The organism is Mesorhizobium sp. B1-1-6 (genome assembly GCF_006443035.1).
GTDB lineage: Bacteria > Pseudomonadota > Alphaproteobacteria > Rhizobiales > Rhizobiaceae > Mesorhizobium.
Genome location: NZ_VFWR01000001.1, coordinates 201,488 through 225,296, shown reverse-complemented (window position 1 = coordinate 225,296; position 23,809 = coordinate 201,488). Strand labels below are relative to the sequence as shown.

The 23,809-nt window shown below is 63.6% G+C and carries 20 protein-coding genes; 7 read left to right on the top strand and 13 right to left on the bottom strand.

Annotated elements, in window-relative coordinates:
- Nucleotides 1-294 precede the first annotated feature (294 nt).
- Nucleotides 295-1,773, bottom strand: a complete 1,479-nt coding sequence (locus FJ979_RS01080; protein ID WP_140559638.1) for an ABC transporter substrate-binding protein — start codon at nucleotides 1,771-1,773, stop codon at nucleotides 295-297.
- A 158-nt stretch (nucleotides 1,774-1,931) separates the two neighbouring features.
- On the bottom strand, nucleotides 1,932-3,206 hold the full coding sequence (locus FJ979_RS01075) for an acetylornithine deacetylase/succinyl-diaminopimelate desuccinylase family protein (protein ID WP_140521077.1): 1,275 nt from the start codon (nucleotides 3,204-3,206) through the stop codon (nucleotides 1,932-1,934).
- A 217-nt stretch (nucleotides 3,207-3,423) separates the two neighbouring features.
- Here FJ979_RS01075 and FJ979_RS01070 point away from each other — a divergent pair, with 217 nt between their 5' ends.
- Nucleotides 3,424-3,852, top strand: coding sequence for a L,D-transpeptidase (locus tag FJ979_RS01070; RefSeq protein ID WP_140555076.1), 429 nt, complete (start codon nucleotides 3,424-3,426; stop codon nucleotides 3,850-3,852).
- Nucleotides 3,853-3,898: 46 nt separating this feature from the next.
- On the opposite strand, the gene FJ979_RS01065 is transcribed toward FJ979_RS01070, so the two are convergent.
- The 6 genes from FJ979_RS01065 to FJ979_RS01040 form a co-directional block, all read right to left on the bottom strand.
- On the bottom strand, nucleotides 3,899-4,867 hold the full coding sequence (locus FJ979_RS01065) for a lipid A biosynthesis lauroyl acyltransferase (protein ID WP_224519172.1): 969 nt from the start codon (nucleotides 4,865-4,867) through the stop codon (nucleotides 3,899-3,901).
- Between the two features lie 12 nt (nucleotides 4,868-4,879).
- Nucleotides 4,880-5,908: a zinc-binding dehydrogenase gene (locus FJ979_RS01060; protein ID WP_140517233.1), complete on the bottom strand. Its 1,029-nt coding sequence runs from the start codon at nucleotides 5,906-5,908 to the stop codon at nucleotides 4,880-4,882.
- A gap of 37 nt (nucleotides 5,909-5,945) precedes the next feature.
- Nucleotides 5,946-7,217, bottom strand: coding sequence for a beta-ketoacyl-ACP synthase (locus FJ979_RS01055; protein ID WP_140495696.1), 1,272 nt, complete (start codon nucleotides 7,215-7,217; stop codon nucleotides 5,946-5,948).
- A 41-nt stretch (nucleotides 7,218-7,258) separates the two neighbouring features.
- The gene (locus tag FJ979_RS01050) at nucleotides 7,259-8,446 is read right to left on the bottom strand and encodes a beta-ketoacyl-ACP synthase (RefSeq protein ID WP_140579795.1); all 1,188 of its coding nucleotides are present in this window, start codon (nucleotides 8,444-8,446) and stop codon (nucleotides 7,259-7,261) included.
- Nucleotides 8,447-8,463: 17 nt separating this feature from the next.
- Nucleotides 8,464-8,745, bottom strand: coding sequence for an acyl carrier protein (locus FJ979_RS01045; protein WP_010909964.1), 282 nt, complete (start codon nucleotides 8,743-8,745; stop codon nucleotides 8,464-8,466).
- 300 nt (nucleotides 8,746-9,045) lie between these two features.
- Complete coding sequence (locus FJ979_RS01040; RefSeq protein ID WP_140579794.1) at nucleotides 9,046-9,594, bottom strand: histidine phosphatase family protein; 549 nt, start codon at nucleotides 9,592-9,594, stop codon at nucleotides 9,046-9,048.
- A gap of 263 nt (nucleotides 9,595-9,857) precedes the next feature.
- Between FJ979_RS01040 and FJ979_RS01035 the strand changes: the two genes are divergently transcribed.
- From FJ979_RS01035 to FJ979_RS01025, 3 genes are all read left to right on the top strand, one after another.
- On the top strand, nucleotides 9,858-10,808 hold the full coding sequence (locus FJ979_RS01035) for an AEC family transporter (protein WP_140579793.1): 951 nt from the start codon (nucleotides 9,858-9,860) through the stop codon (nucleotides 10,806-10,808).
- 227 nt (nucleotides 10,809-11,035) lie between these two features.
- Nucleotides 11,036-12,493, top strand: a complete 1,458-nt coding sequence (locus tag FJ979_RS01030; protein WP_140495700.1) for an NAD-dependent succinate-semialdehyde dehydrogenase — start codon at nucleotides 11,036-11,038, stop codon at nucleotides 12,491-12,493.
- A gap of 85 nt (nucleotides 12,494-12,578) precedes the next feature.
- Nucleotides 12,579-13,601: an aldose epimerase family protein gene (locus FJ979_RS01025; protein WP_140579792.1), complete on the top strand. Its 1,023-nt coding sequence runs from the start codon at nucleotides 12,579-12,581 to the stop codon at nucleotides 13,599-13,601.
- Nucleotides 13,602-13,604: 3 nt separating this feature from the next.
- Here FJ979_RS01025 and FJ979_RS01020 read toward each other — a convergent pair whose 3' ends face one another.
- A complete protein-coding gene (locus tag FJ979_RS01020; protein WP_140579791.1) occupies nucleotides 13,605-14,525 on the bottom strand; it encodes a sugar kinase in 921 nt (306 codons plus the stop codon).
- A gap of 152 nt (nucleotides 14,526-14,677) precedes the next feature.
- On the opposite strand from FJ979_RS01020, the gene FJ979_RS01015 reads away from it, so the two are divergent.
- Together FJ979_RS01015 and FJ979_RS01010 are read left to right on the top strand one after the other, a co-directional pair.
- Nucleotides 14,678-15,127, top strand: coding sequence for a FixH family protein (locus FJ979_RS01015; RefSeq protein WP_140495703.1), 450 nt, complete (start codon nucleotides 14,678-14,680; stop codon nucleotides 15,125-15,127).
- A gap of 7 nt (nucleotides 15,128-15,134) precedes the next feature.
- Complete coding sequence (locus FJ979_RS01010) at nucleotides 15,135-16,334, top strand: cytochrome c peroxidase (RefSeq protein WP_140521070.1); 1,200 nt, start codon at nucleotides 15,135-15,137, stop codon at nucleotides 16,332-16,334.
- Between the two features lies 1 nt (nucleotide 16,335).
- Here the strand turns inward: FJ979_RS01010 and FJ979_RS01005 are convergent, their stop codons facing one another.
- On the bottom strand, nucleotides 16,336-16,788 hold the full coding sequence (locus FJ979_RS01005; protein ID WP_140517216.1) for an Lrp/AsnC ligand binding domain-containing protein: 453 nt from the start codon (nucleotides 16,786-16,788) through the stop codon (nucleotides 16,336-16,338).
- A gap of 164 nt (nucleotides 16,789-16,952) precedes the next feature.
- Here FJ979_RS01005 and putA point away from each other — a divergent pair, with 164 nt between their 5' ends.
- Nucleotides 16,953-20,564, top strand: a complete 3,612-nt coding sequence (gene putA / locus FJ979_RS01000) for a bifunctional proline dehydrogenase/L-glutamate gamma-semialdehyde dehydrogenase PutA (RefSeq protein WP_140579790.1) — start codon at nucleotides 16,953-16,955, stop codon at nucleotides 20,562-20,564.
- A gap of 28 nt (nucleotides 20,565-20,592) precedes the next feature.
- Here putA and FJ979_RS00995 read toward each other — a convergent pair whose 3' ends face one another.
- The 3 genes from FJ979_RS00995 to FJ979_RS00985 all read right to left on the bottom strand — a co-directional run bounded on the left by FJ979_RS00995 (nucleotide 20,593) and on the right by FJ979_RS00985 (nucleotide 23,614).
- The gene (locus FJ979_RS00995) at nucleotides 20,593-20,907 is read right to left on the bottom strand and encodes an antibiotic biosynthesis monooxygenase (RefSeq protein WP_023763446.1); all 315 of its coding nucleotides are present in this window, start codon (nucleotides 20,905-20,907) and stop codon (nucleotides 20,593-20,595) included.
- Between the two features lie 71 nt (nucleotides 20,908-20,978).
- Nucleotides 20,979-21,422 carry a hypothetical protein gene (locus FJ979_RS00990; RefSeq protein ID WP_140495707.1) on the bottom strand — a complete coding sequence of 148 codons (444 nt, stop codon included), beginning with the start codon at nucleotides 21,420-21,422 and terminating at the stop codon, nucleotides 20,979-20,981.
- A 2-nt stretch (nucleotides 21,423-21,424) separates the two neighbouring features.
- Nucleotides 21,425-23,614 (bottom strand): TonB-dependent hemoglobin/transferrin/lactoferrin family receptor, encoded by a 2,190-nt coding sequence (locus FJ979_RS00985; protein ID WP_140579789.1) that lies wholly within the window; start codon nucleotides 23,612-23,614, stop codon nucleotides 21,425-21,427.
- Nucleotides 23,615-23,809: the final 195 nt, after the last annotated feature.

Sequence of the window (23,809 nt, the reverse complement as noted above, 5' to 3'; positions counted from 1 at the left end):
TCGGCCAACAGTCGAAATCGGCGCTGCCCCTCATCTGCCTGCCGGCATCTTCTCCCCGTATAGAGACGGGGAGAAGGACGCCTTCGCAAAGGATTTCGCCAATCTTCAGCGTTGCAGAAAGGGTGCCGAGGTTGCGGCCAGCCCCCTTCTCCCCGTCACTATACGGGGAGAAGTGCCCGGCAGGGCGATGAGGGGCGGCGCAAACCTGAAGCGATCGTCCTGCGGCTCGGGTCAGGCAGCTTGGCAGGGCAGAGGGGGGTGCGGAGCGCAAACGTCGCCTCTTGGCCAACGGCTTCACTCGTTCCACTTCACCTTGATGAGATCATTGGCCTGGATCGGCGCGTTTTCCCACAGGCCCTGCAGCTTGGCGTCCCAGACGCCGACCTTGGGCAGTTCGTAGAGGAAGCCGACCACGGCGTCGTCGGCCAAGATCTTCTGTGCCTGCCCCAGCAATTCCTTGCGCTTGGCTTCATCGGAGGTGACGTCCAGATCGGCGATCACCTTGTCGAAGGCCGGATTGTCGTAATTGAAGTAATAATCCTTACGCGCATAGATACCGATGTCGTTGGGCTCGGTATGGGAGACGATGGTCAGGTCGTAGTCCTTCTTGGTGAACACCTGGTCCAGCCACTGCGCCCATTCGACCGGGATGATCTCGAGGTTGATGCCGACGTCACGGAGCTGCGAGGCGATGATCTCGCCGCCGAGCCTGGCATAGGTGGGCGGCGGAAGCTTCAGCGTCGCCTTGAAGCCATTCTCCAGGCCTGCTTCCTTCAAGAGTTCCTTGGCCTTGGCGACATCGTGCGGATAGCGGCCGGTGAGGTCGACGTAGTCCTTGTTGGCCGGCGACATATGCGAGCCGATCGGCAGGCCGAGGCCGGCCGAGGCACCGTCGATGATCGCCTTGCGATCGAGCGCGTAGGAGATCGCCTGCCTGACCAGCAATTTGTCGAAGGGCGGCTTCTTGTTGTTGATCGACAGGATGGTTTCGCCTTCGGTCGAACCGATCACCACCTTGAAACGCGGATCGTCCTTGACCTGCGCGAGACTGTCGGGATCGAAGAATGGGAACGCCTGGATATCGCCGGAAAGCAATGCCGGTACGCTAGCAGCGGCATCGGGCACGATGCGGAACTCGACCTTGTCGAGGTAAGCCGGCGTGCCCCAATAGCTGTCGGATTTCACCAGCGTGATCGAGGATCCCTTGGCCCAGCTCTGGAATTTGAACGGGCCGGTCCCGACCGGCTTTTCCTTGTTGGCGTCAGCGGATTTCGGCGAGACGATGACAGCATCGCCCCAGCCCATATTGTAGAGGAAGGATCCCTGCGGGTTCTTCAACGTCACCTTGACCGTTGCCGGGTCGACCACGTCGACCGTATCGATGGCTGCGAACAGGGCTTTTTGCGCATTGACCGAATTGTCGGCGCGGGCGCGGTCGAGCGAGAATTTCACGTCGTCGGCGCTGAAGCCGGCGCCATCGTGGAATTTCACGCCGGTGTGCAGCTTGAAGGTGTAGGTCTTGCCGTCGTCGGAGATGGTCCAGCTTTCAGCCAAATCCGGCAGGACCTCGCCATTTGGCCCGATGCGGGTCAAGCCTTCGAACACGTTGGCGTAGAGAACCTCGTCGATTGCCGCGGCCGCGCCGGCGGTCGGATCGAGATGTGGCGGTTCGAGCGGGATGCCAATGACCAGATCGGTTCGCGCCGCCAGCGCGGGAGTGCCGACGGCCAGCGCCAGGACGGCGGCGGCCAGGATGGTTTTCCACAATTTCATGGTGCTACTCCCCGTGTGGTCAAACATGCGCTCAAACCGGGCGAATAGAAGCGTGATTTCGCACGGGAGTAAATTGCGTTTCGTGCCGCGCGGCGGCGTAGCCGGGAATGTTTTTCTCCGGACGGCCGCATTGATCGTTGGCTCTCGCCCGTGCGGCGCTATCGGGCGCCGCGCAGCAGCATGTTGAGCCCGAACGCCATCACCTTGGCCGATTCCACCATATCCGAGATCCCGACCCATTCGTCCGGCCGGTGGGCGAGATCGAGAATGCCCGGGCCATAGGCGATGCAATCATAGACATGGCCGATGCGGGCAATGTGCTTCTGGTCGTAGGTGCCGGGTGAAATGACGTAGTCGGGCTCGCGATCGAAGATCGCGTGGATGCCTTGCGCGATTGCCTTGACGACGGGAGCGTCGCGTTCGGTCATCAGCGGCAGCACCTCCATCAGGTCACGGATCTCGTAGTCGAACTTTTGCCGATCACGCTTCAGCCGCTCGAGAATGCCGGTCACCTCGCCCTTGACCGTGGCGATATCCTCTTCGAGCAGGAAGCGGCGGTCGATGGTCAGCCGGCAGGAATCGGGCACGTTGGGCGAGGGCAGGCCGGGCCGGAAATCCTCGGTCTGGCCGCCATGGATGGAGTTGATGTTCATGGTGGAACGCTTCGCCCCTTCGGGCACGACCGGCATGCGCGTCATCTTGCGGTCAAGCGCGGGGAACAATTCGTCCTCGAATGCCTGCAGCACGGCGCCCATATGGCGCACCGCATTGTCGCCGAGGAACGGCATCGAGCCATGCGCGATCTCGCCCTTGGTCTCGATCTCGGCCCACCAGACGCCGCGATGGCCAAGGCAGATGCGGTCCTTGTTCAGCGGTTCGGGAATGATGACGTGGTCGACCCTGGGTTTCGAGAAATAGCCGAGCCTCGCCAGATGCGCGACACCGCCGAAGCCGCCGGATTCCTCGTCGACCGTGCCTGATATCTCGATGGCACCGGGAAAATCGGGAAATACCTCCATGAAGGCTTCGGCCGCGATGATCGAGGAAGCCAGGCCGCCCTTCATGTCGCAGGCGCCGCGGCCATAGACCTTGCCGTCCCTGACGACGCCGGCGAAGGGATCGACGGTCCAGCCGTCGCCGGCCTCGACGACATCGATATGCGAGTTGAAGTGGACGCAGGCGCCGGGCGAGCGGCCCTCGAAGCGTGCGACGACGTTGACGCGCGGGTAGCGGTCGGTGTCGCCGGGCGTGCCTTCGGCGCGGATGAACTCGGTTTCGAAGCCGCTCTTCTTCAGCCGCGCGCCAAGAAATTCGGCGCATGGCCGGTACGCTTCGCCGGGGGGGTTGATGGTGGGAAAACGGATCAACTCGGCGGTCAGCGCGACGAGATCGTCGCGCCGGTCATCGATCGCTTGGAAGAGTCGCTCGTTCATGGCCCGAGTTGAGCAACGATCGGCGTCGTTTTGCAAGTCCGCTGGCAATTGGGCCGTTGCGGCGTGTCGTTACGGCAACTCTTGCGGGAATTCGTTCAAATTCGCTGCTTTGGATTGGCGAATTGGTCAAGGGTATATGTTATGCCGTTCACCTGTCATTAAAGAGATGAAAAACGACGTGAAGGCAGGCAAGGGGCAATCAAAGGGGTTTGATCGCATGAAAAAGACAGTTCTCATGGCAGCAGCACTTGTCACGATGCTGTTGGGTGTTTCGGTGCAGAGCTGGGCAGCCAGCCTCATTGCAAATATAGACGTGTCGTCGCAGACGATGACGGTCAGGTACGGCCAGGACGTTTACCGGTGGAGCGTGTCCACGGCTCGGTCCGGCTACTTCACGCCACGCGGCACCTACCGGCCGCAGCGAACGGCCCGGATGTGGTATTCGCGCAAATACGACATGTCGCCGATGCCTTATTCCGTGTTCTTCCACGGCGGCTATGCCATCCACGGAACGGGCGCGGTGAGGCAGCTCGGCCGACCGGCGTCGCATGGCTGCGTGCGGCTGCATACGGCCAATGCGGCGGCTTTCTACTCGATGGTGCGAGAAGTCGGCTTCGGCAACACGCGCATCGTCGTGAGGAACTGACTGCTAAGCCGGCCACTGTGCCGGAGGCGCATCGGACGGATTCAGGCTAGGCGCTTCGGGTCTTTGCCTTGCGTCGCTTGCGGCTGATGTCCCATCTCTTGTGGAACCACATCCACTGGCCGGGATCCTCGCGCACCCAGCGCTCGACCACGTCGTTGAGGAGCTGGGTGGTGGCGCGCACGTCGACACTGCCATCGGCGGTGCGGGGCAATGTCAGCTTCTCTTCTATCTCGAGCCTGAAGCGATTGCCCGGCAGCCTGACGCAGCGCGCCGGGTAGACGTCGCAATCATAATGACGGGCAAGTGTGCCGAGCACGCGATTGCTCTGGCAGGGGCGGCCGAAGAATGTCGTTTCCAGGCCGCCCGTGAACTTCTGGTCGACAAGGACCCCGATATTGCCGCCGTTTTCCAATACCGAGGCGAGCGCGAACGAAGCGCCCGCCATCGAGGGCAGCAACGATCCCATGGTCGCGCGGCGCGTCGAGAGGATGTAGTCAGCCAGGTACGGATTGTTGGGCGGGCGAAACAGCGCGGTGATATTCATGCCGAAAGTAGCCGCCGCCACCGGCAGCAATTCAAAATTGCCGAGATGTCCGGTGAAGACGATGTGCGGCTTCTTTTCGGCCGCGATCTCGACGAAATGGTCTACTCCCCTGACCTCGACACGGCCGGGACTGGTGGCGGCTGGATCGTAGTCGAACAAGGCGTCGAGAAAGATGTATTCGGCGGCGAGACGCGCCATGTTGCCCCACATGTCGGAGGCGATGGCCTGGATCTCGGCTTCGCTCTTGTGCGGATAGGCCTTGCGCAGATTCTCGACGGCCACATTATGGCGTCCGACCCATGGACCGATGCGGCGGGCGACGCGGTCGGCGAAATTCAGCGCGCTGTCGGGGGGCAGCAGGCGCAGCACCGAGATGATGATCATCGCAATGCGCGCGACCAGCCAGTGCTCGAACCGGCGCAATTGCCGGCCGTAGCGGAACATCAGGTCGCGGCGAAGCTTCTTCAACACAGAAGTCAGGGCCTAGACGACGCGTAGGATGATCTTGCCAAAGACGTCGCGGCCTTCCATGCGCTTCAGCGCGGCGTCGATGTCGTCGAAGCCGACTTCGGTATCGATGACGGGTGCGACCTGTCCCGCCGCCATCTTCTGCATGGCGTCAGCCATGTTCTCCATGCGGCAGCCGAAGGAGCCGAGCAGCTTCAACTGCTGCTGGAAGAGCTGCATCAGATTGACCTGCGCCGACACGCCGGACGTCGAGCCGCAGGTGACGAGCCGGCCACCGCGCTTCAGGCACAGCATCGAGCCGGCAAAGGTGTCGGCGCCGACATGTTCGAAGACGACGTCGACGCCCTTCTTCTTGGTCAGCTTGCGCACGACGCCCTCGAACCGGTCGTCACGGTAGTTGATGACATGATCGGCGCCGAGCGCCTTGGCCTTGTCTATCTTGTCGTTCGAGCCGACCGTGGTGATGACCGTGCAGCCCATCCGCTTCGCCAGTTGGATGGCGGCCGAGCCGATGCCGGATCCGCCGGCGTGGACAAGGATCGTCTCGCCGGGCTCGAGCCTGGCATTGTCGAACAGCATGTGTTCGACGGTGCCGAAAGTGACGGGGGCGACAGCCGCGCCGATCTCGCTCACGCCTGGAGGGACGGGGACCAGCAGGCGCGCCGGCAGGTTGATCTTCTCCTGCGCGAAGCCGTCGAGGTGGAAGCCATGAACGCCCGAGACGTGTTCGCAAAGATTGTCGCGGCCTTCGCGGCAGGCACGGCAAAGGCCGCAGGTGCGCGCGCCGTAGATCGAGACCAACTGTCCCGGCAGCAGGCCGGAAACGCCGGGACCGACGGTCTCGACCTCGCCGGAGGCTTCCGCGCCGACGACCAGCGGCAGCTTGCGCTTGGCGAAAGCCATGCCGCGCCAGCCCCAGACGTCAATGTGGTTCAGCGCCACTGCCTTGATGCGCAGCGTCACCTCGCCGAGCGCGGGCGGCGGCGGGGGCGGCAGGTCCACCGTTTCAAGACGGCGGTCCTCGATAAGTTGCAGTGCGCGCATGGAGCCTGTCGGTTCTGTTCTAGCGGAAGTGGCTCGCTTAGACCGGTTCCCGCGCCATGACAAGGCAAGTGTTCTGGCCGCCAAAGCCGAAGGAGTTCGAAAGCACGGTGCCAACCTGCGCATTGCGCTTCTTGTTGGGCACGACATCGAGCACGATCGCCGGATCGGGATTGTCGTAGTTGATGGTCGGCGGAATGACGCCTTCGCGCATGGTCATGAGAGAAAACGCCGCTTCCACCGCGCCGGCGGCGGACAGCGTATGGCCGATCATGGACTTGTTGGACGAGATCGGCATCGAGCCGATCCGCTCGCCGAACACCGTCGACAGCGACAGGTGCTCCATCTTGTCATTTTCCGGCGTCGAGGTGCCATGCGCGTTGACATAGTCGATCTCGTCCTCGCCCAGGCCGGCATCGGCGAGGGCGGCGCGCACCGCCGCGATGGCCGGCGAACCATCCGGCTTGGAGCGGGTGCGGTGGAAATCGTCCGCCTTTTCGCCGCAGCCGCGCAGAATGCCCAGAACGCTTGCTCCACGGGCGAGCGCTGCCTCCAGCGATTCCAGCACCAGAGCGCCGGAACCTTCGGCCAGCACGAAGCCGTCGCGGTCCTTGGAGAAGGGCTTAGAAGCCTTTTCCGGGATGTCGTTGTGGGTCGAAAGCGCCGACAGCAGCGAAAAACGGATCAGCGCCTCGGCGGTCGCCGAGCCGTCCGCGCCGATCGACAGCGCCCGGTCGCATTCGCCTCTGCGGATTGCCTCGACCCCAAGCTGGATGGCCGTTGCACCGGAGGCGCAAGCGGTCGACAGCGTGATCGGCAGGCCGCGCGTGCCGAAACGGTCGGCGAGCCGGTCGGCGATCGACCCGAACTGCGTGGTCTCGAATGTATCGAGCTCCTTCAAGCCGCGCGCCACCCGAAGCAGCCTTTCGGCACCGGCGTCGTGCTTGTCGGAATTATAGAGCGCGAACCGCTCATGCCAGTCGAGTTCGACCGGCGGCGAGGCCAGAAACAGCGGTCCGCCGAAGTCGCTGGAATTGAGGCCGGCTTCGGCAACGGCTTCCTGCGCGGCCGTCTCCGCCAGTTCGTATGTGAGGGGGCTGGCGCCCTTCGAGCTCGACGCAAGGAAATCGACCATGCCGGAAATGCGGGTGTTGAGGTGGTCGACAGGGAAGCGGGTGATCGGGTGGATGCCCGATCTGCCCGAGGTCAGCGCCGTCCAGTTGTCTGATTTGCCGGCTCCAAGGGAAGTAACCACGCCGATGCCTGTGACGGCAACGATCGGCCTGCCCATGTGATCTCTGAGATTGGCCATCCGGAAGCCCTAACCTTTGTCGTTGTATGTGGCTGGCCGCTCTATGCGGCGTTGACCAGCGCCATGCCCTCGAATTGGTGGTAGCCGATCGCCGTTGCAAGGACGCTTCTTGGAATGCCTTCGAACGGTTTCTCGGCAGCGGCATCGAAAACGGGGTAGGCGGCCTTACGGTCGACGGCGAGCGCCGCCAGCGCCACGGCGAAGGGAAACTGCGCTTCCTTCATGTGGCCGGTCAGCGTCGCGAAGCCGCGCACCGCGATCGCGGGATTGCTGTCGAACGCCGACTTCTCGGCAGCGGTAGCCGCGTGAGCGCCTGAGGCGCCAGACAGGGAAAGCAAGCCGCCATTCGGCACGGCGGTCTTCTTGAGCAGCGCGGCGATCTCGGAATCGAGCTCGCCCTGCCGCCGCCTGGCACGGCCGGAGACGACCGGGCCGAGCTCGGCATAGATCCTGCGCCCCCGGCTTGCCGCGTGTTCGCGCTGCTCCAGCACCAGGAAAGCGCCGCCGGATCCCGATACCACGCCGCCACCTTCGGCGCCTTGCCGCTGCCAGACGGGCTTCCAGGCGCCGCGATGCAGGTAGCCGGCAAGCTCATAGCCGAGCAACATATCGGAATGTTCGGTCTGGAAGGCGCCGCCCACCAGTATATGCGTCGACTGGCCGGAACGAATGCGCGCGGCAGCCGTCTCGACGGCGGCTACGCCGGCGCCTTCCTCGCCCATGAAGGTCCTGGACGATCCCGTCACCTTGTGGACGATGGAGATGTTGCCGGCGAGCAGATTGGAAAGCTGTGCCAGGAACAGGGTGGGGCGCAGTTCGGTGGTGAGCTTCTCGTTGAGCAGCACGTCACGGTCGTTGCGGCTTTCCGAGGCGGCCAGGATGGCGGCATCGACCGCTTCGTCGCGCTCGCCGCCGCCGGCGGCCACGACCATGTCCATGGTCGTGCAGAGCTCGTCATTGCCCTTGATGCCGGCATCGTCCAGCGCAAGACCCGCGGCATAGGTGCCGAGCCTCTGCCAGGTTTCCATCTGGCGCTGGTCGCCGCGCTTGGCGATCTGCAGGTTCCAGTCGATCTCCGGCAGCGGATGGACGGTGTAGGGCGCGAAACGCTCGGCTTCGAGCACCGGCTTCTGATCCGGCTGAGTGAGCTTGCGCCAGTGTTCATCGGGGCCTTCTCCCAACGAGGAGACAAGGCCAATGCCGGTGATGACGACGTCGCGGGGGCTCATGGATGATCGGGTACGGATCAGGCGGTCTTGGCGGCGACCAGTGCGTCGATCTTGGCGCACAGGTTCTTCATGACAAAGTAATCGTCCGTCGAAGCCTTGCCGTCATTGACTTCTTGGGTCCACTTTTCCAGCGGCACCTTAATACCGAATTCCTTGTCGATGGCGAAGACGATGTCGAGGAAATCGAGGCTGTCGATGCCGAGATCGTCGATCGTGTGGCTCTCGGGCGTGATGGTGTCGATGTCGATCTCGCTGGTGTCGGCAATGATCTTGGCGACTTTGTCGAACGTGGTGGACAAGGGCTTTTCCTTCGGTTGCGGGCGGAATCTGTCCGCATCTTGTTTGGGCGCTGTCTAATCGGTTTTTCCCGGCAGGAAAAGGCCTGATACGCCGGGCGCAGATGGGTAGCGTGCCCAAGAAACGCAAGACGGGCCGCCGGTCAACCCGGCGGCCCCTCCATGGCTGGCGACCGCGGATGATGTTGGCCTCATCGTCGCGGCCCTAGCGCGGCATCTTTTTTGGGTGGTATTTTGGCAACATTACCTCTGTCGCAAGTCCTCATCGCGTGGCTGCTCGCGGATGCGCCGGTCGGCCCCGATTTAGAACGTAACCCGGCCGAGCACACGCAGACCCTCGCCCTGCGGCTCGACGACAACGGCTTCGCCCTCGCGCGGCGAGACGCCGGTCAACGCAGCGATATTTTCCAGATGAGTGACCATGACCAGGTTGTCAGAGCCGGAATAGGCGCGGATTTCCTTCATGATCGCGGCGATCTGGGCCGCCTTTTGCGCCGCGTCGCCCTTCAGCAGGTCGAGCGGCGCGAAAGGCTCCGGCTCGGTCTCGAAGGCGATGCGCGCGGTGTCGAGGCAGCGGCAATAGCGGCTGGACAGCACGCGCTCGATCGGCGCGGCGCGGGCGGCAAGCAAGGCGCCGATCTTGCTCGACTGCTGCTTGCCGCGTGCGGACAGATTGACCTGGGTGGCGCAGCTGTCGATATCAAAATTGGCGGGATCGGTGGTGCCGGTGACCATGGCATGGCGCAAAAGCACGACATGGCCGCCATCGCGCAGCAGCGCCCAGCCGGCATCCGTCGCATGCGCTGCAGCCGGAACGCCAAACAGGAACAACGCCAAGGCAAATCGGATCATCGTAATCCTTCCAGAAGCCGGGCACCGGCCACCCGCATATAGGGATCGGAAAGCAGGTACAAAGACAAGCGAAAGGCCTGCGGTCTCCGCGGTCTCACTTCTCCTTCGTCATCCGCTGCTTCACCAGATCGGTCTTCCGGTCGTGAGCGGGATGGGAAAAGTCCAGCCGCCTTCGGCGATGCCCCGCTTGGCAGAACAAATTCGGGGTCGAAGAAATTCGGGCGCGATTGCACCGCGACCTTGGCTCGCCTATCCCTGGAAAAATGTCTCCGCTTACCGAAACCGTCCTTTTCGTCTTCAGCCTCGTGGCGCTCGGCTACCTCGCCGGGTTCACCGGTTATATGAAGCCGGCGAGCGGCGAGGGGATATCCGATTTCGCGGTCAGCGTTGCGATGCCGCTGCTGTTGTTCCAGACGATGGTGAATGCCGATTTCCACGGGGTGGCACCGTGGTCGCTATGGGGGGCCTATTTCGCGGCGGTGGCAATCACCTGGGCCGCCGGCCATGTCGTTACCACGCGGATATTCGGACGCGACGCACGCGCCGGTGTCGTCGGCGGCGTGTCGTCGGCCTATTCCAATGTTGTCCTGCTCGGCGCGCCGTTCATTCTCGGCATATTCGGGCGGGACGGATTCGAGGTGCTGTCGCTTCTGGTTTCCGTGCATCTGCCTGTCATGATGATGGCTTCGATCGTGCTGTTCGAGATGTTCGGCCGCGGCGGCGGCGAGCATGTGCATCCCGTGCGCGTCGTCCGCAACTTCCTGAGGCGGCTGTTCATCAATCAGCTGATCATCGGCATTCTTTTGGGTCTCGCATGGCGCTTCAGCGGCATCCCGCTGCCCGAACTGGTCATGCGGCTGGTGGACGCGCTGGCCGGCACCGCCGGGCCGGTGGCGCTGTTCGCCATGGGGCTCAGCCTGCGCCGCTTCGGCATATCAGGCAATGTCCGCCCGGCGCTGGCGCTATCAACACTGAAGCTGTTCCTGATGCCGGCGCTGGTTCTGATCTTCGTCTGGTTGCTCGGCCTGCCGCCCTTGACCGCCAAGGTAGCGGTCGTGGTGGCGGCGCTCCCATCCGGCATCAATTCCTATCTCATTGCCGTGCAGTTCAACACAGGCCAGGCGCTGGCTTCGAACCAGATGACCATCGCGACCGCGAGCGCGGTCGTCACCACTGCTTTCTGGCTGGCGGTGAGCGTGCACGTCTTCGGCTGACATGAATAAGACCAGGGTATGAGCCGCTCGGCGTGAGTCCGTTCGACGCGATGTCTCAGCGGTGAAATCAAACCTCGGCTCTCGCCTTGCACTGGCATAACCCCTATATGCCATCTTGCGATTGCTTGCGGGGCTTTCCCTAGGTTAAGAGCAATGGCCCCAGCGCACGGTGCGCTAATCGAAGACATCCAGATAGCGGCCCGTGAGCGCCGAACGGAGGCTAGACCATGCTTCAGAAAACCAGCCATTTCATGCGCCAGGCCAATCTCATCAACGGCGAATGGGTGCAGGCCGACAGCGGCCAGACGGTCGACGTCACCAATCCGGCAACCGGCCTCAAGATCGGCACCGTGCCCAAGGCAGGCAAGGTCGAGACCCGCCGCGCCATCGAAGCCGCCGACGAAGCTTTCAAGACCTGGCGCAAGACCACCGCGCTCGAGCGCTCGAAGCTGCTGCGCAAGCTGCACGATGCCATGATGGACAATCAGGACGTTCTGGCGGAGCTCCTGACCATTGAACAGGGCAAGTCGCTGTTCGAATCGAAGGGCGAGATCGGCTCGGCCGCCTCCTACATCCTGTGGTTCGCCGAGGAGGGCCGCCGCACCTATGGCGATGTCGTGCCGTCGCCATGGGCGGACCGCCGCATCCTGGTCACCAAGGAACCGGTCGGGGTCATCGCCGCCATCACGCCGTGGAATTTCCCGTCCTCGATGCTGGCCCGCAAGCTCGGACCGGCGCTCGCCGCGGGTTGCACCGCCGTGGTCAAGCCCGCCTCGCAGACGCCTTACTCCGGTCTCGCCTGGGGCGCGCTGGCCGAGGAAGTCGGCTTCCCCAAGGGCGTAGTCAACATCCTGACCGGTGCGGCCGGCGAAATTGGCGATGAGATCTGCGCCAATCCGCTGGTCAAGAAGATCACTTTTACCGGCTCGACCGAGGTCGGCAAGATCCTGATCCAGAAGTCGTCCGTCACCGTGAAGAAGGTGTCGATGGAGCTCGGCGGCAATGCGCCGTTCATCGTCTTCGACGACGCCGACATCGACCGCGCCGTCGCCGGTGCGATCACGGCCAAGTATCGCAATTCGGGCCAGACCTGCGTCTGTACGAACCGCTTCCTTGTCCAGGCCGGCGTCTATGACCGGTTCGTCGAGAAGCTGGCTGCCGCCAGCGACAAGCTGAAGGTCGGCTCCGGCCTGGAGGAGGGCGTGCAGCAGGGGCCGCTGATCGACGAGAAAGCGGTGGAGAAGGTCGAGGAACTGATCGCCGACGCGACTTCGAAGGGCGGCAAGATCGTCGCCGGCGGCAAGCGCCATGCGCTCGGCGGCTCGTTCTTCCAGCCGACCGTCATCGCCGATGCGACGCCCAAGATGCGCTTCATGAAGGAAGAGATTTTCGGGCCGGTGGCGCCCGTCTTCAGGTTCGAGACCGAGGAAGAGGCGATTGCGCTTGCCAATGACACCGAATTCGGCCTCGCCTGCTATTTCTACACCGGCGATCTCGGCCGCGCCTTCCGCGTCATGGAAGGGCTGAAATATGGCATGGTCGGCGTCAATGAAGGCCTGATCACCACGCCGGAAGCACCGTTCGGCGGCGTCAAGGAGTCCGGGCTCGGCAAGGAAGGCGGACATCAGGGTATCGAGGATTACCTCGACACCAAATATGTCTGCATCGGCGGCCTCGGCCTCTGATAGACTGTCGCCGGGACAGGCAGGCCTGTGATCTGCCTGCCCCGGCTACGAAACGGGCCGTCTGGATCAACTGACGTTTGCGGGCATGGCAATGAAGGACGGCGAGGTTTTCGGCACCACCCAGGCGGGCGACCCGATTCGCCGCTTCACCATCAGAGGCGGCGGACTTAGCGCCAATATCCTTGGGCTCGGCGCGATCATCCAGGACCTGCGCCTGGCCGGCCACGATGCGCCTCTCGTGCTCGGCTATGATAATCTATCATCCTATGAAACCGACACGGCTTTCTTCGGCGCGGTCGTCGGCCGCTATGCCAACCGCATCCGCGACGGCCGCTTCACCATCGCCGGCAAGCGCTACCAGACCGAGCGCAATTTTCTCGACAAGCACACGCTGCATGGAGGCTCGCAAGGCTTTTTCCATCGGCCGTGGACGGTTTCGCTGCACGGGCGGGACTTCGTCACGCTGACGCTGCACGATCCCGACGGCACGATGGGCTTTCCCGGGGCACTCGACGTCACCTGCACCTACCGGCTGAAGATCCCCGGTACGCTCAGCGTCGAGATATCAGCGACGTGCGAGGAGCCGACGCTGTGCAATCTCACGCAGCATTCCTACTTCAACCTCGATGATGGCGGGACGGGCGACATCCTCGATCACCGGATGATGCTCAATGCCGGCGCCTATCTGCCCGTGGATGGCGAAATGATTCCGACGGGCACGGTGAAGCCTGTCGACGGCACGCCCTTCGATTTCCGCCAGGCGCGGCCCCTGCGCATGGAGACCGAAGGCGAGCAGCTTGCCTACGACCAGAATTTCTGCCTCGCCTCGGCGCGTGGGCCGCTCAAGCAGGCGGCGTGGGTGCAAGGAGCGAGCTCCGGCGTCGAGATGGAACTGTGGACCACGGAGCCCGGCGTCCAGCTCTATACCGGCCAGTATGTGACGCCGCGCACGGGGCTGGAAGGGCGAAACCACAAAGCTTTCTGTGGTTTTTGCCTGGAGCCGCAAATATGGCCGGACGCACCGAACCGGCCCTATTTCCCGCAGGCGACACTGTGGCCGGGCTCGATCTACCATCACGTGACGGAATATCGGTTCCGGCTGCCCTGACCCTCAATCCGTTTCGAATGCCGCACGCAACGTCTCGAATGGCGCCAATGCGCCGCGAACCTGCACCACGCTGGCCGCGACACGGTGCGCGCGCTTTGTAGCCTCCGCAGGGGTGTGTCCGGCGAGACGCGCGGCGAGATAGCCGCCGTTGAAGGAATCGCCCGCGCCCGTGGTGTCGACGGGCGTGGCCACATGGATCGCCTGAACGTCCCGCAGCGTCCCGCTCTCGACGATCAGCGCCGGCTGTTCACCGTTCTTGACCACGACTTCGCCGACCAGTTGCCCGAGCCGCCCAGCCGTTGCCTGTGGCGCTTCATCGCCGAACAGCATCTGCTCGTCCGGGAAAGTCGGCAATGCGATGTCGGTGACGGCGAGCGCCTCCAGGATCGCGGCTTGCGCCTCCTCGCGATCGCGCCACAGCCGTGGCCGGTAGTTGGGATCGAAGGCGATCAGCGACCCCGCGGATCGCGCCTCGGCCACGGCCGATAGCAACGTGGCGCGCGCAGCGGAGTCCAGAATTCCCAAAGTGATTCCGGAAAAGTAGACAAGCGCCTGCTTTTCAAGGCTTTTTGCCAACGCAGCCGGATTGGAGGCAAGCTGCCTGGCAGCTGCATCGCCGCGCCAATAGGTGAAGGAGCGTTCCGCGCCGGTCAGCGTGATGGCATAGAGGCCGGGCCGCGCCCCCGGGATAACAGGGCTTTCGCCAATGCCGATGCCATTGTCCGCGAAGAAGCCGATCTGGTCTTGCGAGAAAGGATCGTCTCCGAAAGCCGAGACGTAGGTCGCTGGCCTTCCACTCAGCGCATGCAGGGCCCACAGCGTGTTGAACGTATCGCCGGCAAATCCCATGCGCCAGTTCGAACCCGTTTGGCCCGAAAGCTCGATCATGCATTCGCCGATCGAGGCGACACCTTTGCCGATCATGATCCATTCCCCTGTTACGATGCTGCTGTAGCTTTTTGGAGAGTAGAGCGCCATGCTTGGCAAGGGCGGTTTTTTCCGTCACCTGCGATTCCAACAGGTTTGGCGGGATGCGATCGGTGCGGCAAAACGTTATCCCCTGAAGAGGAACCGGCTTGGCTTCGATATGGCGTTATCTTTTGGCGGGTCTTGGTCTGGCAGCCTTGCTGGCTGGCATCCTGGCAGTGGTCTATCTGACCGCACCGCGAACCGCGCAGGTTGCCGGCCCGGATATCTCCCGAACCAAAAAGACCGAGAACGGATTGTTCATGGCGAGCTTCGCGCCGGAACGCGGCGTCGTCCGTCAAGGCGAACTGGAAGCCTGGCTGTTGACGTTGAAGACGATAGCCGGGACGCCGGTGGAAGGGGCCGCGATCGCGGTATCGGGAGGCATGCCGCAGCACCGCCACGGCCTGCCGACCAGCCCGCAAGCGACGGACTATCTCGGCGACGGGCGCTATCGCATCGAGGGAGTGAAATTCACCATGAGCGGCTGGTGGCAGCTGCATTTTGCCATCTCCGCGACGGCTGGGTCGGATACGGTCGTCTTCAACGTCGTGCTGTGAGCCGCAGATGAGGCGTCTTGCGCGCTTTTTCGTCTTGATGGCGATGGCCGTTCTTGCCGGCTGCGGCAAGCCGGACTTTTCCGATGCCGAGAAGAAGACCATCGCCTCGCTGGCGCTGTCGAGGCTGCCGGCGCTGAAACCCGACACCACCAACCGGTTCGCCGATGTCCCGGCCGCCGCTGCCCTTGGCTCGACGCTGTTCTTTGACGCCAGCATGAGCCGCGACGGCACGGTGTCCTGCTCGACCTGCCACAAGATCGACCGGCAGTTTCAGGACGGCCTGCCGCAGGCGGTTGGCGTCGGCCGCACGAACCGGCGTACCATGCCGCTCGCCGGCATCGCACGCGATCCCTGGTTTTTCTGGGACGGACGGCGCGACAGCCTGTGGGCGCAGGCGCTGACGCCGCTGGAGAACCCGCTGGAGCAGGCGGGAAACCGTGCCGCCTATGCGCATTACATCAAGGCGCGCTTCGGCGACCGCTATGAGCGCATCTTCGGCCCGCTGCCCGATCTGTCCGACATACCAGCCAATGCCAGTCCGCTCGGCAGCGATGCCGAGAAGGCTGCATGGAGCGCCATGAGCGACCAGCAGCGTGACGCGATAAACCGGGTGTTCGCCAACATCGGCAAGGCAATCGCTGCCTTCGAACGCTCGATCGAGCCGCCGCAGGCCCGCTTCGACCGGTTCGCGCTGGACCTGGCGACCGGCGCCGAGCCGAAAGGCGACGCCGCCTTCTCCCGGGAGGAAATCCTCGGCCTGAAACTGTTCATCGGCAAGGCCAATTGCGTGACCTGCCACAATGGGCCGCGCTTCACCGACAATGGGTTCCACAACACCGGCGTGCCGCCGGTCAACGGGCTGCCGCCGGATCGCGGCCGCGTCGACGCGGTACGCCAAGTTCAAGCCGACCCGTTCAACTGCTTCGGCGCCTATCGCGATGGCGATGTCGGCGCCTGCGGCGAATTGCGGTTCATGGTCAAGGATGCGCCGGAATTGGTGCGCGCCTACAAGACGCCTTCGCTTCGCGGCGCGGCGACGCGGCCGCCCTACATGCACGCCGGTCAGTTTGCGTCGCTCGACGAGGTGGTGGCGCATTATGCCAAGGCTGCCCCCAGTGTGGAGGGGACATCCGAAATTCATCCGCTGGCGCTGTCGGACCGCGAGCGCGCGGCGCTGGTGGCGTTTTTGAAGACCTTGGCGGAATGAACTATCGATCCTTCACAGTCTCCATCGCCACGAAGGTCGAGGTCTGGGCGACATGGGGCAGGGCGGAGATGCGCTCGCCCAGCACGCGGCGATAGGCGGCGATGTCGCGGGTGCGGACCTTCAGCAGATAATCGAAGCTCGACGCCATCATGTGGCACTGTTCGATCTCCGGAACGGCTTGGACAGAGCGGTTGAAAGCGTCCAGCGCGGCGGACCGGGTGTCGGACAGTTTCACCTGGACGAAGGCGACATGGCCTTCGCCCATGCGCTCGCGATCGATAATCGCCTGGTAGCCCCTGATATAGCCGTCCTTCTCCAGCCGCTTCACCCGCGCCTGCACCGGCGTCTTGGACAGGCCGACCTTGGCGGCGAGCTCCGACATGGAAAGCCTGCCGTCGCTTGCCAGCGCCGACAGGATGTTCCTGTCGATGCGGTCCAATTGGTCTTCCCTCATCGAAAATGCAGCCTTCTTCGGGTAGTTTGCGGTGATATGATAGATCGATCGAACTGCAATGTCGATTTCTTCAGACCGCCTGAAAATCGGGACTTGTGCTAGCTTGCGCCATTCGGTCCGGTGACCGCCGGCCCGCTCCCTTGTGCTTGCCAGTAGGACCCGCCATGCCAGCGCTCGACGCCATCCGCCAGCAAATCCGCGCCAACTATCTGCCCGACGAGGATCAGGCCGTGAAGCGGCTGGCCGAGGCGAGCGGCCTCTCGGCGGAGGATCGCCGGGCGATTTCGGCTCGTGCCGCCGATCTGGTGCGGGCAGTGCGCGGCTCGTCCGATCCACGGCTGATGGAGGTTTTCCTCTCCGCCTATGGCCTTTCCACCAAGGAGGGCGTGGCGCTGATGTGCCTGGCCGAAGCACTGCTGCGCGTGCCCGATACCGAGACGATGGACGACCTGATCGCCGACAAGATCGCGCCGCACGACTGGTCGGCGCATTCGGGCGGCTCGAGCTCCATCTTCGTCAATGCATCGACCTGGGCGCTGATGCTGACCGGCCGCGTGCTCGATGAAGGCGAGGGCGGCATCGAAGGCACGCTGCGCGCCATGGTGCGCCGGCTCGGCGAGCCCGTCATCCGCAAGGCGGTGGCGGCGGCTATGCGCGAGATGGGCGAGCAGTTCGTGCTCGGCCGCACCATCGCCGAAGCGGTGAAGCGCGGCCGGCCGATGACGCAGAAGGGTTATCTCTATTCCTTCGACATGCTGGGCGAGGCGGCCCGCACCGAGGCCGATGCGCTGCGCTACCACGAGGCGTATGCCGATGCCATCTCGTCACTCGATGCCGGTTCAAACGGGCCTGATATCCGCCACAACCACGGCATCTCGGTGAAGCTCTCGGCGCTGCATCCGCGCTACGAGGAAGCGCAGAAGGAAGAGATGCTGCCTGTCATGGCCGAGCGGCTCCTTTCGCTGGCGCTCGCGGCGCGCCATTCGCGCATGGGCCTCAATATCGATGCCGAGGAGGCCGATCGCCTCGACCTCTCGCTCGACGTCATCGAGCGCGTGCTTGCCGAGCCGGAGCTTGCAGGCTGGAACGGCTTTGGCGTCGTCGTCCAGGCCTATGGTCCGCGCGCTGCCTTCGTCATCGACTGGCTCTATGCGCTTGCCACGAAATACGATCGCACCATCATGGTGCGGCTGGTCAAGGGTGCCTATTGGGATACCGAGATCAAGCGGGCGCAGACGCTGGGGCTCGCCGGCTACCCCGTCTTCACCCGCAAGGTCAACACCGACGTTTCTTATCTCGCTTGCGCGAGAAAGCTTTTGTCGATGACCGATCGCATCTATCCGCAATTCGCCACCCACAATGCCCACACTGTCGCCGCCATCCTGTCGATGACGAAGAACCGTGAGAGCTTCGAGTTCCAGCGCCTGCACGGGATGGGCGAGGCGTTGCACGAGACGGTGCGTAAGGCCGAAGGCACGCGCTGCCGCATCTACGCGCCTGTCGGCGCGCATTCCGACCTGCTCGCCTATCTGGTGCGCCGGCTGCTGGAGAACGGCGCCAATTCATCTTTCGTCCACCAACTCACCGACGAGGATGTCGAGCCCGAAGACATCGCGCGCGACCCGCTAGAAGCGGTCGAGAGCCAAGGCCCCGCCGCCAATCCCGCGATCCCCCGGCCTGCCGTCATCTTCGGTGCAAGCCGCCGCAACTCGAAAGGGTTCGACATCACCGATCCGGTGACGTTGGCAGCAATCGAGAAGGAGAGGACAGCCTTCGCGGGCCCTAACCGCTGGCACGCCAAGCCGATCACGCGCGCGGCCGGCTATGGCGAGCAACGCCCGGTCGTCAATCCCGCCAGGCCTTCGGAAGTGGTGGGCACGGTCAGCGAAGCCACCGCCAAGCAGGCGGCAACCGCCGTGCGCATCGCCGTCGAAGCGCAGCCAGCCTGGGCAAAGCGTCCGGTTGCCGAGCGCGCGGCCATCCTCAATCGCGCCGCCGATCTCTACGAGGCCAATGCCGTCGAATTCTTCGCGCTGGCCACCCGCGAGGCCGGCAAATCGCTGGCCGACGGCGTCGCCGAAGTGCGCGAAGCGGTGGATTTCCTGCGCTATTACGCGGCCGAGGCGGCCAATGCCGAAGCGGGCACCGAGGCGCGCGGCGTCATTGTCTGCATCTCGCCGTGGAATTTCCCCCTCGCCATCTTCACGGGCCAGATCGCCGCAGCGCTCGTCACCGGCAATTCGGTAATTGCAAAGCCCGCAGAACAGACGCCGCTGATCGCTTTCCGAGCCGTCGAAATGCTGCGCGAGGCCGGCGTGCCGGAAGACGTCATCCAGCTTCTGCCGGGCGACGGCCCCTCGGTTGGCGGGCCACTGACATCAGATCCGCGCATTGCCGGCGTCTGCTTCACCGGCTCCACCGACGTCGCCAAGCTGATCGAGAAGCAACTGGCCGAGACAGCCGCGCCCGATGCCATGCTGATCGCCGAGACGGGCGGGCTGAATGCCATGATCGTCGATTCCACCGCGCTGCCCGAGCAGGCGGTGCGCGATATCCTCGCCTCCGCCTTCCAGAGTGCGGGCCAGCGCTGTTCGGCGCTGCGCGTCCTCTATGTGCAGAAGGATGTCGAGAAGAAGATGCTGGAGATGCTGAAGGGCGCCATGGAGGCGCTCAAGGTCGGCGATCCCTGGGCTATCTCGACGGATGTCGGTCCCGTCATCGACGACGAGGCGCAGGGTTCGATCCGCGATTACTGCACGACGATGGGTTTGCAGGGACGGCTGATCGCCAAGCTCGAAGCACCCAGGGATGGCCGCTTCGTCGCGCCGCATGTGTTTCGGGTCAAGGGTATCGAGGAGATGGAGCGCGAAGTGTTCGGGCCGGTGCTCCATGTCGCCAGTTTCGACGCCGATGAGATCGATGCGGTGATCGCCGCCATCAACCGCAAGGGCTACGGCCTGACGTTCGGTCTGCACACCCGCATCGAGGGTCGCGTGCAGCATTTCGTCGACGGGATCCATGCCGGCAACATCTATGTCAACCGCAACCAGATCGGCGCGGTCGTCGGCTCGCAGCCGTTCGGCGGCGAGGGGCTGTCCGGCACCGGGCCCAAAGCCGGCGGACCGCATTATCTCCGGCGCTTTCGCAAGGGACCGGAGGCAGGCACGCCTGTTGGCGACGGCCACAAGGTGACGGCGACCGAACTCGCCGACAATCTGCCCGATCCCGCGCTTGACGGCTGGTCGACGCGGCCGGACCGCATCGCCATCCTGCGCAAGCACCTGCGAGGCAAAGGTGCCGCGGCGATCGGTGCCGCCGCCGCAATCGATTTCGGCCAGGTCGACCTGCCCGGGCCGACCGGCGAGGCCAATACACTGTCATTGGCGCCGCGCGGCCGGGTGCTGTGCTTGGGACCGGACGGCGACACGCTGCTTGCGCAGACGATCCAGGCGCTCGCCGCCGGCAACGCGGTGCTGGCGGTGGCGCCAGGCGCGCCGGCGGCGCTTTCGGCGCTGACCGGCAAGGGCCTGCCGCTGGCGGCGATCGACGGCCGCCCCGATCCGGTTGAGGCGCGTTCGTTACGCGTCGACGTCGTCGCCTTCTCGGGGACGCCGGAGGCGGCGCGCATCGTGCGCAAGGTGATCGCCGAACGCTCAGGGCCGATCGTGCCGCTGGTCAGCGAAGTGCTCAACCCCGCGGCCTATGCGCATGAGCGGGCCGTCTGCGTCGACACGACCGCGGCGGGCGGCAATGCCAGCCTGCTTGCTGCCGCTTAAGGACGCCTTTCCGGCGGGCGAGGTCGTTTCAGGCGCCCTCGACGACCGAAAAACCCTCGAACTGGGGATGGCCGAGATAGTGGACCTTCGTCGTGCCGACATTCCTGTGGGCCGCGCGAAAATTCTCCGACTTGGTCCAGGCGACGAAATCGTCGTGGCTTGCCCAGACCGTGTGTGAGGCAAACAGCGTATAGCCTTCGGTCTCGTTGACTGGGCCGCGCAGCAGATGGAACTCCCGGAAGCCCTTCATTTCCGCAAGGCTGGAATCACGGTTTTTCCACACGGCCTCGAAATCGGCTTCCGAGCCGTTCTGCACCTTGAAGCGGTTCATGGCGATGTACATGGAGTTCCTTTCGATTTCCTGGACTTAGACGGGTGGTGCCGCAGGATGCCGCGTGCGGCCCCACGCCGTGCTCAGACCCCGAAGGCGATGCCGGTCTTGGCATCTGTCTTGAGTTTTCGCATGCAGGTGTTCGGCTCGACGCCGGTGCCGACGCATTCGGTCGCGCTGTTGATCAGCACGCGGCTGACCTTGGCGCAGTTGGTGCCAGCGAGATCGAAGCGCGTCACCTTGGTCTTGCCGGCCGGCAGGTCCTTGAAGTCGAGCACGGTCAGGCGGTCGACGACGCCGGCGTCGTTGAACAGCGCGATCTCGAACGCCGCCCTGGAAAGGTCGGCGCCGAGATTGTTGGTGACCACGAAGGTCAGGCGGCAGCCCTTTTCAGACGGTTGCGCGCCATTGAGTTCGAGGGAGAGAGCAGGCGCCGGCGCGGACTCTTGTGCCCACGCCGGAACCGCTGCAAGCGACATCGCCAGCGCCGAGGTCAGCAGACGAAGGGATGCCGTCAAGTTCGTCATCATCATCCTCCAAATCGCATCGTTGCCGCCAGCTTCAGCGTTATGCCCGGTTCATAGACCGCGACCGTGGTGCTGCCGTTCAACGGATTGGCGTATTTGACATCGAACAGATTGTCGGCGCGGAAATCAACCTTCAGATTGTCGGTCGCCTGGTAGCTGGCGAAAGCGTTGACCAGCGTATAGTCCTCGGCGATCAGGTTACCCTTGGGCTTGCCATTGTACTGCACCTCGCCGCCGACAGTGAGTTTGTCCTCGAGGAAGCGCAGGCCGAGCTGCACGGTGACCTGCGCGGACGGTATCGTGGCAAGGTCCGCCCGATCGCCTTCGTAGGATATGGTGTGACCATTGATGATGGAGGCGGAAAGTCCGGCGTAGCCCCATGCTGCATCATAAACGCCTTCGATCTCGAAGCCGTTGATCTTTGCCTTGGCGAAGTTCTGGTACTGGAAGCAGATCGGAATGCCCGGCCCGAAGGGGCAGCCGCTGGTCGGATCGAAGGCCGACAGCGTAACGCCGTCAATATAATCGTCGACGTCGTTGTTGAAATAGGCTGCCTTCAGCCGAAACGCGTCGCCGGATTCCAGAATGTCGTTCTGCTTGTAATTGACACCGAATTCGACGGTCTTGCCGGTTTCGGGCTTTAAATTGGGATTGGGCAGGAACGGGAAGCTGACACCCGCCGGATGGTTGCCGCTGATCAGGGTTTCGGTCAGCGAAGGCGACCGGTAGCCCTCCGCGTAGGTGCCGTAGAATTGCAGGCCGGCAAGGCCGGCGCTTTCGAAAGGCGAGACGCCGACGGTGATGCGCGGCGACAGGCGGTCGCCCGACGTTTCGTGCGTGTCGTCCTCGAGGCTGTAATTGTCATAGCGCAGCCCGGCAATGACTTCGAGCCAATCCCAGCTGAGCTTGTCCTGGACGTAGGCGCCAGAAACGTTGCGCTTGCCGGAAGGCGTGTAGAAGCTGTCGCCGCCTGCCGTGCCGCCAGTCTCGACGTCGTCATTCACCCAGTCGCCGCCATAGGTCAGTTCATGCGCGAGGCCGCCTGTCTCGAATCGCGACGTGTTCCAGATGTCGATGGCGGCTGTGCCGACATCGAAGGTCGACGTCGAACCTGCCGGCAACATCACGGGAAGGCCGGTGACGGGATCGAAGCGGCGCTGCGGAACAAGGCCGGTCAGGTCGAGATTGGTCTTGTTGTAGGAGGTGTTGACGTGGAGGTCGAGCCAGCTCCTGTCTTCGTCCGTGACATTGTAGCGAGCCGTGAAGGTGTTCGATTTCAGGTCGACGTCATTGACCGGCATGCCGCCGCTGATCTCGTTCCAGCCGTCGCTCGAACCGACCCAGCCGAGCTTCAGTTCGCTATTGTCGCTCGGGCGGATCGTGGTCTTTAGCAATCCGCTCAGCACGTCGAAGCCGGTGCCCTTGACGGTGTCGCCGTCGCCATCCTTGTAGTCGTCATAATTGCGGTAGACGATATTGCCCAGCGCATCCAAATTGTCGTTAAAGCGATAGGCGCCGGATGCGCTGGTGGTCCAGCCCTTGCCGTTGCTCTCGTAGCGTCCGGTGACGGAACCAGCCCATGTCTCGTCCGGCTTGAGGATGTCCTGGGCGTCCTTGGTGTCGAAGAAGACCACGCCGCCTATCGCGCCCGAACCATAGGTGTTGGCGACCGGACCACGGATGACGTCGACGGATTTGATAAGCTCGGGGTCGACGTAGAAGGTCGATTGGGTGCCATGGTCGGAACGCTGGAAGTTCTGCCGCGCGCCGTCGACGATGATCGCGACGCGGCCGAAATCCTGCAGGCCGCGGATATTGACGCTGGTGCTGACGCGCCTGGCATCGGCCTGCGCCGCGACGCCGGGCACGCCGAACAGCATTTCGTTCGGCGTCGTCGCCATGCGGCGATCGAGCTGTTCCTGGTCGATATGGCTGGCCGAGGCCAGCGATTGGATGGCCGTTTCTCCGGTGCGGCTAATGACCAGAACCTTGTCGAGCAGTGTTGCGCCCGCTGGCGCCGGCTTTTCCTGCTCAGCCTGCTTCGATTGATCGGCCTGCTCTCCCGCCGCCTGTGCTGATTGCTGAGCGTTGGCAGGTGGCACGTATAAGGCAATCGCCGCCACGCCCGCCAGCAAAGCCGCTGCACCGTTCGGCCCCGACCAGCCGCGCCGTTCCCAAATCGCTAACCCCATGTGCCCCAACTCCAAAGTTTCCAGGTTCGATGCGGGCTGGCCTGGGGCTGGCTGGCATTTGTGATCGTATTCGCGTCTTAAATCTTGACTAATTTAATCCGGTATTGCACTGACTAGTAAACATGATTATTCAAGTCAAGAATGAATCGGATTACGCAAAACGCCTAGCCAGACGCCCGGCACAGGAAAGGGACC